Origin of the sequence: Mesorhizobium loti CJ3sym (assembly GCF_000472785.1) — a bacterium.
Taxonomy (GTDB): domain Bacteria; phylum Pseudomonadota; class Alphaproteobacteria; order Rhizobiales; family Rhizobiaceae; genus Mesorhizobium; species Mesorhizobium loti_E.
This window is the reverse complement of record NZ_AXAL01000012.1, coordinates 227,861-243,869: the sequence shown is the minus strand read 5'-3', so window position 1 is coordinate 243,869 and position 16,009 is coordinate 227,861. Positions and strand designations below refer to the sequence as shown.

General features: G+C 60.8%; 13 protein-coding genes. 11 read left to right on the top strand and 2 right to left on the bottom strand.

Features of this window, described 5'->3' with window-relative positions; translation table 11 throughout:
* Positions 1-179, bottom strand: a 179-nt coding sequence (locus A3A9_RS42730) for a sigma factor-like helix-turn-helix DNA-binding protein (protein WP_033839119.1), incomplete at its 3' end; no start/stop codon positions are given.
* Between the two features lie 50 nt (positions 180-229).
* On the opposite strand from A3A9_RS42730, the gene A3A9_RS0118705 reads away from it, so the two are divergent.
* From A3A9_RS0118705 to A3A9_RS0118680, 5 genes are all read left to right on the top strand, one after another.
* Complete coding sequence (locus tag A3A9_RS0118705) at positions 230-706, top strand: hypothetical protein (RefSeq protein ID WP_152536132.1); 477 nt, start codon at positions 230-232, stop codon at positions 704-706.
* Positions 703-3,135 (top strand): ComEC/Rec2 family competence protein, encoded by a 2,433-nt coding sequence (locus A3A9_RS41810; RefSeq protein WP_051371014.1) that lies wholly within the window; start codon positions 703-705, stop codon positions 3,133-3,135. The genes A3A9_RS0118705 and A3A9_RS41810 overlap by 4 nt, the downstream gene beginning before the upstream one ends.
* A 618-nt stretch (positions 3,136-3,753) precedes the next feature.
* On the top strand, positions 3,754-5,748 hold the full coding sequence (locus tag A3A9_RS0118690) for a phospholipase D-like domain-containing protein (RefSeq protein ID WP_027060139.1): 1,995 nt from the start codon (positions 3,754-3,756) through the stop codon (positions 5,746-5,748).
* 75 nt (positions 5,749-5,823) lie between these two features.
* A complete protein-coding gene (locus A3A9_RS39075) occupies positions 5,824-6,360 on the top strand; it encodes a hypothetical protein (RefSeq protein WP_051371011.1) in 537 nt (178 codons plus the stop codon).
* 3 nt (positions 6,361-6,363) lie between these two features.
* Positions 6,364-7,398, top strand: a complete 1,035-nt coding sequence (locus A3A9_RS0118680) for a hypothetical protein (protein WP_033838663.1) — start codon at positions 6,364-6,366, stop codon at positions 7,396-7,398.
* A gap of 505 nt (positions 7,399-7,903) precedes the next feature.
* On the opposite strand, the gene A3A9_RS0118675 is transcribed toward A3A9_RS0118680, so the two are convergent.
* Entirely contained in the window at positions 7,904-9,094 is a 1,191-nt protein-coding gene (locus tag A3A9_RS0118675; RefSeq protein ID WP_027060137.1) for an IS481 family transposase, read from the bottom strand.
* 408 nt (positions 9,095-9,502) lie between these two features.
* On the opposite strand from A3A9_RS0118675, the gene A3A9_RS0118670 reads away from it, so the two are divergent.
* The 6 genes from A3A9_RS0118670 (at position 9,503) to A3A9_RS0118645 (ending at position 15,965) form a co-directional block, all read left to right on the top strand.
* Complete coding sequence (locus A3A9_RS0118670) at positions 9,503-10,966, top strand: phospholipase D-like domain-containing protein (protein WP_027060136.1); 1,464 nt, start codon at positions 9,503-9,505, stop codon at positions 10,964-10,966.
* A gap of 104 nt (positions 10,967-11,070) precedes the next feature.
* On the top strand, positions 11,071-11,871 hold the full coding sequence (locus A3A9_RS0118665) for an endonuclease/exonuclease/phosphatase family protein (RefSeq protein WP_027060135.1): 801 nt from the start codon (positions 11,071-11,073) through the stop codon (positions 11,869-11,871).
* A gap of 100 nt (positions 11,872-11,971) precedes the next feature.
* A complete protein-coding gene (locus A3A9_RS42725; RefSeq protein WP_082222139.1) occupies positions 11,972-12,292 on the top strand; it encodes a hypothetical protein in 321 nt (106 codons plus the stop codon).
* A 153-nt stretch (positions 12,293-12,445) separates the two neighbouring features.
* Positions 12,446-13,048: an ANTAR domain-containing response regulator gene (locus A3A9_RS0118655; RefSeq protein ID WP_027060133.1), complete on the top strand. Its 603-nt coding sequence runs from the start codon at positions 12,446-12,448 to the stop codon at positions 13,046-13,048.
* A 2-nt stretch (positions 13,049-13,050) separates the two neighbouring features.
* Positions 13,051-14,289: a CmpA/NrtA family ABC transporter substrate-binding protein gene (locus tag A3A9_RS0118650; RefSeq protein ID WP_027060132.1), complete on the top strand. Its 1,239-nt coding sequence runs from the start codon at positions 13,051-13,053 to the stop codon at positions 14,287-14,289.
* 359 nt (positions 14,290-14,648) lie between these two features.
* Positions 14,649-15,965 carry a CmpA/NrtA family ABC transporter substrate-binding protein gene (locus tag A3A9_RS0118645; RefSeq protein ID WP_027060131.1) on the top strand — a complete coding sequence of 439 codons (1,317 nt, stop codon included), beginning with the start codon at positions 14,649-14,651 and terminating at the stop codon, positions 15,963-15,965.
* Positions 15,966-16,009: the final 44 nt, after the last annotated feature.

Here is a 16,009-nt window from a genome sequence, read left to right as displayed (position 1 = left end):
CGGTCGGCAAATGCGTCAAGCCTGCTCGGCCGCTCTGGAACCTTGAACTTCGGCTCTACCTCGCCCACCCGCAGGTATTTGCGCACCGTATTCCGAGACAGGCCGGTCCTACGGCTAATCTCTCGGATCGATAAATGTTCTCGATAATGCCAGCGTCGGATCACGCTCAATAATGCCATGTCGATCACTCCGTAATCCCCGCTGAAAAAACGCAGGGTAAGGGTCAAACATGGGTCAATTCTCGGTGGAAATATCCTGGGTTGCCGGGTCAGTTCTCAGTGGCAATCAACACAGCCGGCTTCATACCGTGCTCAGCACCTATCTGCGGCGCGCGAGTTCTGCCGAGGGTGTGGTCCAGTGGCCGGCGGCTCAGTTGCAAGACTTCCCCATATCCAAACCGGGCCCGATCGCGGTTGATGTCTATGTCGGCAGCGCCGAGCCTGCGATTTGGAAGGAAAAGGTCAGCATTAAGGCTCGCCGGGACAATTTTGAGGAAGTCGTTGTTCATGATCCCGCCGTGGCAGGGAGCGCCGAGGTCAAGAATTGCGCACTGCGTGTGGTCAATCCGACGCAGGATCCGGATAATGTGACCTACGATGTCGGAATGTTCTTCGCGCCGGACTCGCTGTATCAAGATTGCGCCAAAAAGATCGTCGCATACCCGCCTGAACTTTCCTGCGATCTGTCCGTGAGTAAACGGCCATGATGGTGAGTCCCAGCGGGATCACGATCAGCTTTGGCGGCGCCGAAGGGAGCGACGACAGCCGGGCCGTCGTCGCACGCATCGTTGGCTTCCCGGCCGAGGGCAGCGGGCTGATCAACCACGAGATGGTTGTTCCGGCTGGGCAGAGTGTCCAGCAATTGTTGCCTGAGGGACTTTACAACGTCCAACTGACCTTGCCGTCAGGACGTATCATTCAGCGAAATGTGACGATCGACAAGGATTCGAACGAGCTATGCCGGTTCGCAGATGATTTTGCACCCGGGGCCGGATTCAGCCTGCAGGAATCGGTTAACCGGTCGGACGGAGAGATTCTCGCCAATGCAGCGGTGGCGTCGGGCAACACCAGCAGCGACGATTACACTGCGGCGCTGCGAAGGGTTAGCGACATGGCGGCGACAGATCCGCGACATGACCACCTCAAATACATAATACAGCCCGACAATGCCTCGTCGATCGGTGAGCCAACCCCTCCGCAGCGCGCCCGGCTTATGCAGGGTATCGGGCCTCTTGATCAGGTTGCCGGTGCAATGCCGGATTGGGCATTGCTGGAGCCTAAAAGTCAGCACGGCGACACGGCTCTATGGCGTGTCCCACACCTACAAGAGGCCCCTCCCGAACCGGCGAACCGCCAGTGGGCGCGGAAAGAATTGCCCAACGGCGGATTCGAAATCGCCAGTCTGCCACTACCATGGTTCTGCACCGACAGCGGTGACTTCAGCCCGGCGGAGGTGCTGGTCGACCCTGCTCGAACGGCCGGCACAGCGACCACGGTCGCGGTCAAAGATCGACGACTTGCGGGACTTCTCGCTTTCCTCGATCGTGGCCAAGCCATCGCGGCGCGTCCGCTACTCGCCGAACTCGAACGCGAGAACCTGATCGAGGAGACGATCGGGGATAAGCTGCGCAATCCGCTAGCCGCGTGCGCGGCAGCCTATGTCGGACTCGCAGTCTATGCCCCAAACGAGCACGAGCGCTGGGACGCCTGGCTGGGCAACTGCATGACGCGCTTCCCAACCATCCCGGACGCGGCAATTGTCCACGCCCGCCGGCTGATCCTGAGACCAACAGGACCAAGCGACAATGCGCGCGCCGCCGAAGCGTTGCGGCGGGCGTTTGCCGCCGGAACGCCCTATTTCAGTGCCGGGGTGCTGCTGCTACGCGAAATGTCGATCCTGCTTTCAGCTGATCACGCCGATCTCAAAGCGCTCGCCAGGGAAGCCGGCATGTTGGCCGGTCGGGTTGACGCCAGTCAGGCGTTCACGGTTCTCCGCTACGCTCCGCGCCAGCCAGCGGTTCTGCGTTCTGCGCAAAGCTCCGCGAAAGCAACCTCAACTAAAAGCATCTTCCGCCTCACGATGTTACCGGCAAGCGAGGGAGACAGTTTGATCCTCAGCTACGGTGCCACAAACGACAAACTGCGCCATATTGTTATTGATGGTGGCCGCAAGGCGACATGGCCACGACTGAAGACTGAGCTGGCGACGATCGCCGGGCGTGGCGAGACGGTGGAGTTGCTGCTTCTAAGTCATATCGACGCCGATCATATCGACGGCCTGCTGGAATTAGCCGAGGATCCGCATCTGCCATTGATGCCCGCGGCCGTCTGGTACAACGGATTTGATCAGTTGATGGCAATGGCCAATGGCAGCGAACTCAAGCCATTCGGGTTCAACGCCGCTGACGCCTACAGCAAGGCGCTTGCTGCAAAGGGATGGCCGATCAACACGGCATTTTCGGGCCATGCGATCTATACCGAGGCGGTGTCGGAGCCGTTTGCCTTCGCGGACCTTAAACTGACACTTATCTCGCCTAATCGCGCCAAGCTCGACAAGCTGCGCAGCGACTGGCAGAACGTGCTCAAGCCCGCGGCGCCGCCGCCACCGATTGCCGGCCGTCCCGGACTTGAGGCGTTCGGCAAGCGCGCAATGCCGGCCAAGCTCGACGTCGAAATACTGAGCGAACCTAGCGTGATCGACAAGACCGCGCCCAACGGCTCGAGCATCGCTATGATCGCCGAGTATCGCGGTCGGCGGGTGTTGCTCGGTGCGGACGCGCATCCCGACATCGTGCTTGCCAGCCTCGCTTCGCTGGCAGGCGATGCCGGCACCTACAAGATCGACCTCGTCAAGGTTCCCCACCATGGCAGCCGAGCCAATCTGACCCGCGAGGTGGTCGAGAAAATTGACTGCGATCGTTTCGCGATATCAACCAACGGCGCGGTGTTTGGCCACCCTGATCCGGAAGCGATTAGCCGTATCCTCAAATTCGGGCAGCCGCGCCCTAAGACGCTTTACTTCAACTATGCAAGCGACCGGACAACCCCTTGGGACGATCCCAAGCTAAAGTCAAAATATCTATATGATTGCGTCTTCCCAGCTCATGAGGGAGAGAAAGTGGTTGTCGACATATAGCAAATTTGAGGATGCGAGGTTAACGCGACCTGCACTTCCGTCGCAATAAGATGCTCCCGGAATACGTCGCCGAGGCATCCCGCCACGGGAGCATCCGCAACTAGCGCAACCGGAGGCACGGCGACGCCGGGCCTCCGTCATGGCATTCCAGCTTGCGTCGGAAATGAAAACACCCCGGACTTGGGTCCGGGGTGACTATGTTGCGCCTGATCGCATCATGGAGCGCGTCGCGGCTATACCTGCTGGCCATTCTTGGGCCCTTATCAACGAAACCTAGCCTCTGGTTAGCACAATGCACACCTGTGGCAGCACTCCTCTCAAAAACATCCCACAGCTATCGAACGGTAGCGAGGCTGGCGGATCCCACATATGGGAAGGGCTCCACGTGGCCGTGAAATCGAACATCCCTAGCTAGCCTTCAGGACGCCTGTGTAAAATAAATATTGGAGGGGACCTTTACTTTAGCGCTTGCTTCTGGAGTATAATATGAAAATAGAACTCACGGTATTTGCTCAACAGAGCGGCTGTGTAAAACATTCTGTCCCGTATTTTAGGCGAACGAGGTCGATGTCGGCCTAGGTTCTATGGTGGCGCGCGTCTTTCTTATGAGAGGGCAAGATGGTGCAGATCGTCAAGGCTACTGCAATCGTCAATAACGAAGTCGCCTTCCTGGCGTGGCGAACCGACCCTGATCCGATTCCGGACTGCCTTGGCTTCCACATTGTTCGCCAAATCCTGAAGGATGATAGCGACGACATTGTCGAAGAGCGGCCTCTTGCTGCATATGTTGCCTTTGACGGCCAATCCAATCCCGATTGGCAGGCGCAGAACACCACTATCTGGCCGGTGCAGAAGTTCAACTGGCGCGATCTCACGTTGCGACGCCGCCGTGATCAGGCAGGGCTGCGGCAGGAAAATGAGCGGCTGCGCTACAGTATCCGCCCGGTGGGACGCTTTCGGGCAGGACTGGACGAAGTAGTACCCGTGCCGAGCAGCCACAAGGACGCCAAGACCGGGCAGGTCGTCGAGCATCACTACGAGGGTAAGCCCGTCCGGCTGGGCTATTTAGGGCCGGCAGTGCTCACCAACATCGTTGTGGCTACGCGCCGCGTCGGTCCCTTCATCTCGACGTTCACCAACGGCATCCTGTCGACGCAATTCCTGATCCGGGTCCTCGAGGAGGATGACGGCAAAATCGGCGCCGGCGAGCTGGAAGTCCGTCTCCGTGACCCCGCCGACAAGCTGCGACGCTACCTCGCAGGCGACGTGCCGACCACGATGACTGAGTTTCTGAGCCGGCCGGGCGGGCACTTCCATGCAGCGCTATACGAACTCGAGGACCGACAACTTGTCGCCTTGCTGGAGGCCGCAGCGCCGCGGATGCAGCTGATCCTTTCCGATGCCGGCAATCGCGACGGCAAGGATGAAGCCACCGGCAAAGCGACCCACACCTACGACACCCGAAACGCCGATGCCCGTGCGGCCTTGCGTGCCATTGCCAGCAAGCCAGGTGCCAAGTTCATCATGCAGGACCGGCTCTTCAACGGCTCTGGTCATATCGGCCACAACAAGTTCGTGGTCTGGTCCGATGACCAAGGACCGAAGGCGGTGCTCACCGGATCAACGAACTGGACCTGGAGCGGCATCTGCGGCCAGAGCAACAACTGCATCGTCATCGAGGATGCCGGTGTCGCAGACGCCTATCTGAAGTACTGGCAGCGTCTCTTCGACAACCCTTTGCCCCAGCCCGCCAACCCCTCCGACCCGAACCCCGGTGCGGACCAGGGCGACACTCTCAAGGAAAGCAATCTCAACCCTGTCACGGGCAATCTGGTCAACGGCGCAAGCTTCGAATGCTGGTATTCGCCCAATGTGCCAAAGAAGCAGCAACCGCCTTCGGCGACGGCCAAGATCCAGCCCCCGCCCCCGCCGGACCTGAGCCGGTTGTTTTCGCTGATGCGCAAGGCCCACAAGATCATCCTGTTCGCCGTGTTTCTTCCCTCGAAGGCCGGCGTGCATTCGATCATCTCGCAAGCCATCGACCTCGGCCTGGCCGACGCCAAGCTGGAGGTTGTTGGCGCGGTGTCCGACCCGTTAGCCTGGGGCTACCAGCCGTCCGGCAAAGACGCCAACGGCAACCCTCTGGTGCCGGCATCTCCCTACATCATCCAGCAGGGTGGCGTGAACGTGGTCCGCGCCACAGCGCTGACCGACAAGGACATCGGGCGTCAGCTCGGTAACTTCGTGAATGATGAGATCCTAAGCGCCGGCAAGGCGATCATTCACGACAAGATCTTGGTGATCGACCCCCTCGACCCGGAGAACTGCCTTGTCGCGTTCGGCAGCCACAATCTGGGTTACAAGGCATCGTATTCGAACGACGAGAACCTGACCATCATTCAGCGCGACCCGGCGCTCGCCAAGGCTTATGCAACGCATGTGCTTGATGTGTTCGACCATTATCGCTTCCGCGCCGCCGAAGCCGAGGAGTCGGCCGCCCTCAAGCGGAAAGGCGGTTCCGCGTCGGCGGACCCGACAGAGGGGTTCCTGAAGACGAATGCCAGCTGGCAGGATATGGCCGACAGGCGCATATCGGCGTATTTCGCGGAATAGGTTTTCGCGGCAATCAATCGTCCGCGAAGGCCAGCAGGATCGTTCAGCAAACGAGAGTCACCAAGGTTTGCCACCATGGCCGACAGGCTGGTTATGATTATCCGACACGCCGAAAAACCGGTTCCGGAACAGCCGGAACTCGGTGTCGATGAACTTGGCCAGGCCGACGACAAGTCGTTGACCGTGCGCGGCTGGCAACGCGCCGGCGCTCTTGCCCACCTGTTTTTCTATCCTCCGCCCCCGCTGCAGGTGCCGGTCGCAATCGTTGCCTCGGCGCCGATCAAGAAAGACGGCAGCGGCATACGAAGCCTCCGGCCAACACAAACCGTCGCGCCTCTCGCGCGCCGGCTGCAACTCGAACCCGACACCACCTTTTCCAAGGGTCAAGAGGAACAGGCGGGACCTCAGATCCTGCAGCAGCCCTCCCCCGTCCTCGTGTGCTGGCAACATGAGGCGATTCCGCGCCTGGCAGCTGCAATCGTCGCATCGGCCGGGATCGCCCCAGCTATGTGGGACGACGCGGACTACGACAGCATCTGGCTGCTGACTCTTTCCGAAGCGACCGACGCTGGGCTTTCCAGAGCGAAACCAGCGCCTCTTGGCGGGAGATAGGCCATGACATCGAATCCCGTGCCGACGGTCAAACCCGAGACCAAAACCTTTGGCGACTATGCGAAGTTCGTCCGCGACTGGATTGGGTTCCCAGCCGCGGTGATCACGGCGATCACCGCACTGTTCGTGCCGGCCAAAAACAACGCCCTCGCCCTCCTGCGCTTAGACGCGCCAACACTGTCCTTGGACTATCAATATGTCGATTACCTCAACCTTGGCCTGGACGACACTGCCATTGCGCTACAAGCCAACGAGGTCTTCGTCAGCGTCCCGGTGTACCACTACACCCTGACCAATGCAGGACCGACAGCGGCGACCGTCAGGCCGCAGATGACCTGTTCGACGGATAAGCTGAATGGCCACTTTAATCTGATCGATATAGCAACGACCAAGAGGCAGTTAAGTGATTTCAAGTTGTTACCTGCTGAATCAGTTTTCGTGAACATCGTGTTGTCTGAATCCGGAACTACCAAAGATGGGTACCCACCCACCGAGAAGCCTTTCACCTGTGAGATGGCGTATGCCGACAAATATGGGTTTAAGAAGCTGGTTATGCCGTTTGACGACGGGCAGCCGAAGAAGGAAATGCCGAAGAAGGCCTTGAGCATTAACCCGCTGCTGTTGGGAGGTGTTGATGATCGAAGAATCGGGCTGAGGGAGCTTTATTGCCCCGACATTGTGCGTGGCCTCGATCTGGGCAGCGGCCCCATCGACTGCCTGTCCGACAAGCAGATTCTTGCAATCGAACCCGTCTACCTATGGGAAGGCGCGCTGCAGCGGGTGTTGCGGCAGGCCAGCGATTTTCGGCAGGCGACGGCCGGAACGGCACCCCGGACCCCGGGCCTCATTCTGACAGGATTCGACAATCCGGATTGGGCGACCAAGACCGAGGAGATGTTGGGCACGCTGCATACGTTCACGCCCGCACTATCTGTCTGGTTGTGTCCAGATAAGCCGCCCGGCCAAGACCAGAAGCCGCCGGCGAAGGTCGTCCTTGATGTCGTTTGCAAGGAACACACCTTCCCAGCCCCGCCCTGACTTGCAGCCTGCGGTGCCACAGCGCTAACGGCTAACGTGGCGCTTGCAATTTAAGTGTACAGGCCCAACCGGCGTCCCCGCGCAAATCGGAGCGTCCTTGAGAACTGTGGCGATCAATCGTTCTCATCGCGCCGAAACAACTTGCGGCGCAAATGCTGCTCTTGGCGCAGGCAATCTGAGCTGCCGTGGAGCCTGGGGACCCTATCTAGGTGTGGCGCCTATTTTACTGCGCGGCCGCAAGCTATAGCGCGATTGGAATGTCTGCTTTGGGGGATGGAAGACCGATCTCAATGACGGACTTGAGGCGCGAAGCTGTCGTTCGCGTCGTTGCTTCGGGCTAGACCTTGCCGTTCCCCGCCGGTCTTTGCAGCACCAAGACAGGTCCATCAGGCCCAACACCGTAGAAAATACCGCAAGTCTTCTGAGTAGGGGGAAAGGCGGTAGCGCTCTCCCGCTACCACTACAAACCCTTGTACGGCCCGGAGACATGGGTAACAGTCTGTACCTAAGACATGGGTGACAATCTCGTGCCGAACGGATTGTCGATTGTCTGCAAGGTTCTCTGTTCCAAGTCGATATACCCGAGATCATAGCGCATGAAGGAGACGAGCCAAATGCCGTCGTCGACTTCCTTGATGCCGAGCTTTTGTCCGGCCAGCACGTGGCTGATGTTGATCTTCTTTCTGTGCATGCAGATACGGCCGCAATTGGTGACGATGACGTCGCGGTCGTGCAAGGGGTAGCTGAGGTCGGGTAGGCCCTGATAGGCTTTTGAAGAAGGCGCATAGCGTTCGGCCGGTGTCCTCATGGCGAGTGCCTCGTGGGGGCGTTGGGTGTTGAATTCGGCTTTGAAGGCATCGAACGTAGCTTGCTGCTGGAGGCTGTTTGCGCCGGCTGGCCGGGTGGTTTGTGCTTTCAGGGTTCTGTGCATGCGTTCATGACGTCCATTCTGCTGCGGATGACCGGGCTTGATGCGCTCGATGTCGATGCCCAATCTCAACCAGAAGACCGACAGCCTGGACAGATTGTAGAGGCCGTTAGGCGAGGCGAATGGCAGGCCGTTGTCGCTTCGGATGGCTGTGGGCAGGCCGCGTTCGCGAAACAGCCGCGCGAAGGCTTCGATGACGGGGGCTTCTTTCGTCGATTCAAGGGCTTCGCAGGCGAGCAGGTAGCGCGAGGCCTGGTCGGTGACGGTCAAAGGGTAACAATAGCGGCCGGTCCCCAGCTTGAACTCGCCCTTGAAGTCGGCGCACCAAAGATCGTTAGGCTTCACCGCCTGTGACAGTTCGGTGCCCTCGGCTTTGCAGCCCTGCCGTCGGCGGCGGCCGTGGGCGACAAGACCATGACGGTCGAGCACGGCATGCACCGTGCTTTTGGCCGGAATGCGGACATCACCGTTGAGCCTCCTCACCAGAAGCTCGCGGATTTTCCTGGCGCCCCAGTGCGGCTTGTCCTTCTTGGCTGTCACGATTAAACGCTCGATCGGCTCGGGCAGCTGGTTCGCATACCGAACCGGCCGCCGGGAACGGTCGGTGAGCGCCTCAAGGCCCTCATCCCTGTAGCGATTGAATATCTTGTAGCCCGTCTTGCGTGAAATGCCGAAAGACCGGCACACATCGCTCATCGCCTCGCCATCCAGAAGACGGCCGACAAAACGAACACGTTCGTCCATTACCGAACACTCCATCCACGGCATCAACACCTCCCGCATCGCGAAAAGTGTTACCTATGTGTCCGGTACGTTCCGTCACCTATGTCTCGGGTCGCTCACCCACTGTCGCACGTAATGGCCGCACTCCGGCGGCCCCCTCATTTAGTGAGCCACGCAAGCCTTGCGATAGCAGGAACGTATGGTACGCATCCCAGCTCTGCAGCGAACGCCTCCGGCGCCAGAATTCCTACGATCACTCACCTAAAATGATCCCGGATGCCATGATTTGCGCCGTGCGCTCGCTCAGTCTCACGCTCCGATGGCGATGGCACCGGGCCTAAACGACCTTCGGCTCACCAACGTTCCATGGTTCCCGTAGTACGACCCCGGATCACACAGGCCCAACGACCGGCCGCATTGCCTTCTGCAACCGCTCGCTGGATAGTCCCGGCAATGTTCGAGACTATTGCGACTCACTGGCCCCATATCCTAGCGATCATCTCGGTGATCATGGCGACCATTGGTATTGCCCATGCCGTCATGACCAAGGAGGATGTCCGCGCCGCCACCGGCTGGGTCGGCATCATGCTGCTATCGCCGATCCTTGGCGTGCTGATCTATGGTGTTGCCGGCATCAACCGCATCCGCCGCGCCACCATCACCGCACAGCGCCCGCTTACCGGCGACGCGGTGTCCGCCAAACATGAGCGCGACATCGCTGCCGAGGAAGCCTTGATTATCGAGCGCTACGGGCAGCGGTTCACCGGCCTGCGGACACTGGGCGACCGCGTAGCGCGGCGCACGCTCAACCCGGGCAATGCTATCGACGTGCTGGAGACCGGCGACGAGGCCTATGCTGCCATGTGTGCGGCGATCGATGGTGCGCAACGCAGCGTCCTGCTCGAGACCTATATTTTCGACAATGATGCCGTTGGCCTGCTTTTCGTCCAAGCGCTGGCCGGCGCTGTCCAGCGCGGCGTCACCGTCCGCGTGCTGATCGATGCCGTCGGCGCCCGCTATTCCGTCCCCAGCATCCTGGGGCATCTGCGCCGCGCCAACATTCCAGCCGACGTCTTCAACGGCAACATCGTCATGGGCCTGCGCTTGCCCTATGCCAATCTGAGGACGCACCGGAAGATCGTGGTGGTCGATGGCGCCGTCGCCTTCACTGGCGGCATGAACATCCGCAAGGGTTTTTCCGCCGAGTTCGCCGGTTCGAACAGCGCCAGGGACACGCATTTCAAGGTGACCGGCCCTGTTGTCGCCGACCTGTTCTCGATCGCGGCGGAAGACTGGCGCTTTGCCACCAAGGAGGCGCTGAAGAGCGATGCCTGGCGCATCGCGCCTTTGTCGCCCTCGCCCGGCGTGCCGATGCTGGTGCGGGCTGTCGCGTCCGGTCCCGATGCCAGCAACGAAACCAACCACAAGCTGCTGATCGGCGCCTTCTCCGTCGCCCGCAAATCGATCCGCCTGATGTCGCCCTATTTCCTGCCGGACCGGGAGTTGATCAGCGCGCTGATCACCTCTGCACGCCGCGGCGTCGAGATCGACATCGTCGTGCCGGCGGTGAACAACCTTTTCCTTGTCGACCGGGCGATGACGGCGCAATTCGACCAGGTGCTGAAGCACTATTGCCGCGTCTGGCGCGCCGAGGGGCCGTTCGATCATTCAAAGCTGCTGTCGATCGACGGCGTGTGGGCCTATGTCGGTTCGTCCAATCTTGATGCCCGCTCGCTGCGGCTGAATTTCGAGATCGACCTGGAGGTCCTCGATGCCGGTTTTGCCAGCGAGATCGAGGCGCGGATCGGATCCGCGATGACCAGCGCCATACCGGTGACACTCGAAGCCCTGCGCGCCCGGCCATTCCTTGCCAGGCTGTTCGACCGGGTGCTTTGGCTGGGCTCGCCCTATCTTTAACAAAGAGACGTATTTGCCAGATAGTTTGATGCCGGTCATGGAACATAAGCGCTAAGACTCTATTTGAGGTGCATGGTGAGAGCAGCAGGCATGGCAGGCACGCGGTGCGCATGAACGGTCGCAGCTTTTCGGCAAGCATGCTTTTGTCCATCCGCGACAGGCGGATGCAGAAGGCAAACGCCGCCGCTCACAAGGCGACCGCCACCACCGGCACGCTGGTCGCTTCCTACAACGTCCACAAATGCATCGGCGTCGATCGCAAGTTCGATCCTGAGCGGACCAGCCGCGTCATTCGTGAAATCGATCCGGATGTCATCGCCCTGCAGGAGGCGGACAATCGTTTCGGCGACCGTGACGGCCTCCTGGATCTGCCCCGCCTCGAGCGGGAAACCGGCCTGGTGCCGGTGCCGATTTCAGCCACCGGCAAAGGCCATGGCTGGCACGGCAATGTCCTGCTGTTCAAGAAGGGCGTTGTCCGTGACGTGCATCAGATCAGGCTTCCGGGCCTGGAACCGCGCGGCGCGGTGGTGGCGGAGATCGACCTCGACGGAAACCGGACATTGCGCGTCATCGCCGCCCATCTCGGCCTGCTGCGCCACTCGCGCTCCCAGCAGGCCCGCGTCGTGCTCGACATCATGAGCAGTGCCGATGAAAAGCCGACATTGCTGCTTGGCGACCTCAACGAATGGCGGCTCGGCAACCGCTCCGCGCTCAACACGCTGCACGCAACGTTCGGGCCGCAGCCGCCGGCAGTCCCCACCTTCCCCTCGAACCTGCCGCTGCTGGCGCTCGACCGGATCATGACCAATCGGCACGGAATGATCGCAGCGGTGGAAGCGCATGATACGCCGCTTTCGCGCGTGGCCTCCGACCATCTGCCGCTGACGGCGTTTGTTCGTCTGTAGGCTTGGTCTGTCGTGCATGGCCTTGAAAAGATCGGGATTCATTTTGGAACGCTAATTCTTTCTGCGAGTTGATACGCATTGAACCGCAGGAGGACGAAACATGAAGAAGTTATTGTTGGCTTCCATGGTGGCATTGGCCGCCACAGCCGCAGTCATTGCGCCGACGCAAGCCGCAAGCGTGATTATTCAATCCGACGACAGCAACCAGTATTCACCGGATAACAACGACCAGGTCGTCGTTCGCCGCCATCACAGGCAGAACAACGACAACCAGTACGGCGACGACCAGAACGTGCAATATGATAACAACAATGATGGCGAGTATCGTCGCCACCATCGCCATCACCGCTGCCATATGGAGACAGTCGTGCATTGGCGCCATCATCACAAGGTGGTCGAGGACGTGCGCGTCTGCGGCTGAACCCGCATCCTGTCTTTGCAGCAAGACGACATGATCCGCTTCCGACAGGAAGCGATCCATGGCGCTGAACGATGATGCCGCATAGTCACGCCCTTTAAACGGACGCGGCTATGCCGCATTGCACAATTTCGCGGCCTTGCCCACAATGCCGGCATGGTCCGATCCTCCCTAGCCGTCCTGGTGATCGATGAAAATCGCATCCGCGCCTCGATCATCGAGGCCGGCCTGCGCGAGGCCGGTCATCAGCAAGTCACCGTCATCCATGACGTGTCAGGGATCGCGCGGCGTATCGCCGAGATCGAGCCTGACGTCATCGTCATCGATCTCGAGAACCCGAACCGCGACATGCTGGAAAACATGTTCCAGCTGTCGCGAGCCGTAAAGCGCCCGATCGCCATGTTCGTCGACCGTTCCGACCAGGCCTCGATCGAGGCCGCGGTCGACGCAGGTGTGTCGGCCTATGTCGTCGACGGGCTTCGGCAAGAGCGCGTCAAGCCGATCCTCGACATGGCCGTCAGCCGCTTCAACGCCTTCTCGCGGATGGCGCGCGAACTGGAAGAGGTTCGCGGCGAACTCGAGAGCCGCAAGGTGATCGACCGCGCCAAGGGCATATTGATGAAGTCGCGTGGCCTCTCCGAAGAGGCCGCCTACACGCTGCTGCGCAAGACAGCGATGAACCAGAACCGCAAAATCAGCGATATCGCCCAGAGTCTGGTGACTACCGCCGGGCTGCTGGGACCGGCGGAGGACGAATGAGCATGACTGCTGCGCACCAGATCAACGCCGGCTTCATGCCACTCTTCGACAGCGCCGTGCTGGTCGCCGCAAGTGAGCTTGGCTTCGCAGCACGCGAAGGCATCGATCTCACGCTGCACCGCGAGACGTCCTGGGCCAACATCCGCGACCGCATCGCCATCGGCCACTTCGATCTCGCGCATATGCTGGGACCCATGCCGCTCGCCTGCAATCTGGGGCTGACGCCGCTCGCTTCCGAGACGATCGTGCCGTTCTCGCTCGGGCTCGGCGGCAATTGCGTCACCATCTCCAACGCCGTCTGGGCCGGCATGGCAGCGCATGGTGCCGAACCCGATCTCGATCCGGCGCGCGCCGGTGCTGCCCTTCTCGCGCTCATTCGCGAGCGTGTCGCGACCGGCCGCGATCCACTTCGCTTCGCGGTCACGCACCCGCATTCAGGGCACAATTACGAACTGCGCTACTGGCTTGCCGCCTGCGGCATCGATCCAGAGCGGGAGATCGAGATCGTCATCGTGCCGCCGCCTTTCATGGCCGATGCTCTGGCCACAGGGCGCATCGATGGCTACTGCGTCGGCGAGCCATGGAACAGCGCCTCGGTCGCCGCCGGCACCGGCCATATCGTCACCGTCAAGGCGCAGATATGGCGCAACAGCCCGGAGAAGGTGATTGGCGCGCGCAAGGCCTGGGCTAACGAAAACCCAGAGGCACTGGCGGCACTGCTGCGCGCGCTGCATCATTCGGCGCGCTGGTGCCAGGATCCCGCCAACCGCGGCGAATTGGCAGCGGTGATGGCGCAGCCCGGCTTTCTCGGCCTGCCGCCGGCCGTGCAGATGCCGATCCTGACCGGCCATCTCCAGCTGGGCGGCGGGGCGGAACGGACCATCGACGACTTCTTCCTGCCCTTCGACAAGGCGGCCAACTTTCCGTGGAAGAGCCATGCGCTGTGGTTCTACACGCAGATGGTGCGCTGGGGGCATGTAGCGCACACACCAGAGAATCTCGCCGTCGCCCGGGATTGCTACCGTCCCGACCTCTACCGCTCAGCACTTAGGCCGCTCGGTGTGGCGCTTCCCGGCGCCAATTCGAAGGTCGAGGGCGCTCTCAAGACCGCAACTCCGGTCGGCGCGACGGGCGCCGGCCTCGTGCTCGGCCCAGATGGTTTCTTCGACGGCCAGATTTTCGACCCCGACGAGGTCGATACCTATATCGCAGGCCAGAAATCTGCCGAAATCCAGGGTTGATTATTTCCGCGCCATTCTTGTGCATTGCACAAAAATTATGCGCACGATTGCTTCCGTGAACAATCTTTGGCCTGCTCGCCCTATAGCCCGGCGCGGCCGTGACTGCCCCATACCGATGATTCCATTTATTTTTTTCGTCGTTCCCAAAACTGGCACGGTTCCTGCTTTGCAATAGGCAGGCCCTTCGTGGGTCACGGAACAGGCGTCCAATGGCGGGCGCCACAGGCAAAGCTGCCGCTCAGGTCGACACGCGATCCCGGATGTACGGACGCGCGACGACCTGGCCGGCGGCTTTTTTGTTTTGGCCAACAATCGACGGCGCGGATCGCGTTCAACCGGAGACGACGATGAAGAAGACGATGAAGAAATGGATCGGGACGGGAACATCGTTCGGAGATATGACGCGCCGCGATTTTCTGGTCAGCAGTGCTATGACAGCAGGCCTGTTCGTGGCGGCCCGCAAGCTCTTCCCCTCCGGCGCCTATGCTGCCACCGCCGCTCCTGAAGTCACCGGCGCCAAGCTCGGCTTCATCGCGCTGACCGATGCCGCGCCACTGATGATCGCCAAGGAGAAGGGGCTGTTCGCCAAGTTCGGCATGCCCGATGTCGAGGTGCTCAAGCAGGCATCCTGGGGCGCGACGCGCGACAATCTGATGCTCGGCGGCGCGGCCAACGGCATTGACGGCGCCCACATACTGACGCCACTGCCCTACCTCATGCACACTGGCAAGGTGACGCAGAACAACCAGCCGATGCCGATGGCGATCGTGGCGCGGCTCAACTACGACTGCCAGGGCATTTCGGTGGCGCAGGAATATGCCGGCACCGGTGTCGGCCTCGACGCCTCGAAGCTGAAGGACGTCTTCGCCGCCAAGAGGGCGGCGGGCAAGGACATCAAGGCCGCCATGACTTTCCCAGGCGGCACGCATGATCTCTGGCTGCGCTACTGGCTGGCCGCCGGCGGCATCGATCCCGATAAGGACGTCTCGACCATCGTCGTGCCGCCGCCGCAGATGGTGGCCAACATGAAGGTCGGCAACATGGATGTGTTCTGCGTCGGCGAGCCATGGAACGAGCAGCTCGTCCACCAGGGCGTCGGCTTCACCGCCGCCACGACAGGCGAATTGTGGAAGGGGCATCCAGAAAAAGCGCTCGGCCTGCGCGCCGAATTTATCGACAAATACCCTAACGCCACCAAGGCGATCCTGATGGCCGTCATGGAAGCCCAGCAATGGTGCGAGGCCAAGGAGAACAAGGACGAGATGGCCGCCATCATCGGCAAGCGGCAATGGATGAACGTGCCGGCCGCCGACATCATCGGTCGCCTCAAGGGCGACATCAACTACGGCAATGGCCGCGTCGCCACTGGCACCGATCTCTACATGAAGTTCTGGAAGGGCGGCGTCTCCTACCCGTTCAAGAGCCACGACAGTTGGTTCCTCGCCGAAAACATCCGCTGGGGCAAATTCGCGCCGACCACCGACATCAAGGCGCTGGTCGATCAGGTCAACCGCGAGGATCTGTGGCGCGAGGCGGCCAAGGATCTTGGTGTTGCGGCCGCCGATATACCGGCTTCTTCGTCGCGCGGCACGGAAACCTTCTTCGACGGCAAGGTCTTCGATCCGGCCAACCCATCCGCCTATCTCGACAGCCTGAAGATCAAGGCATCGGCGTAGCCCAGGCGCAAGCGGTGCCCTGTGCCGCTTGCCATCACTACCTG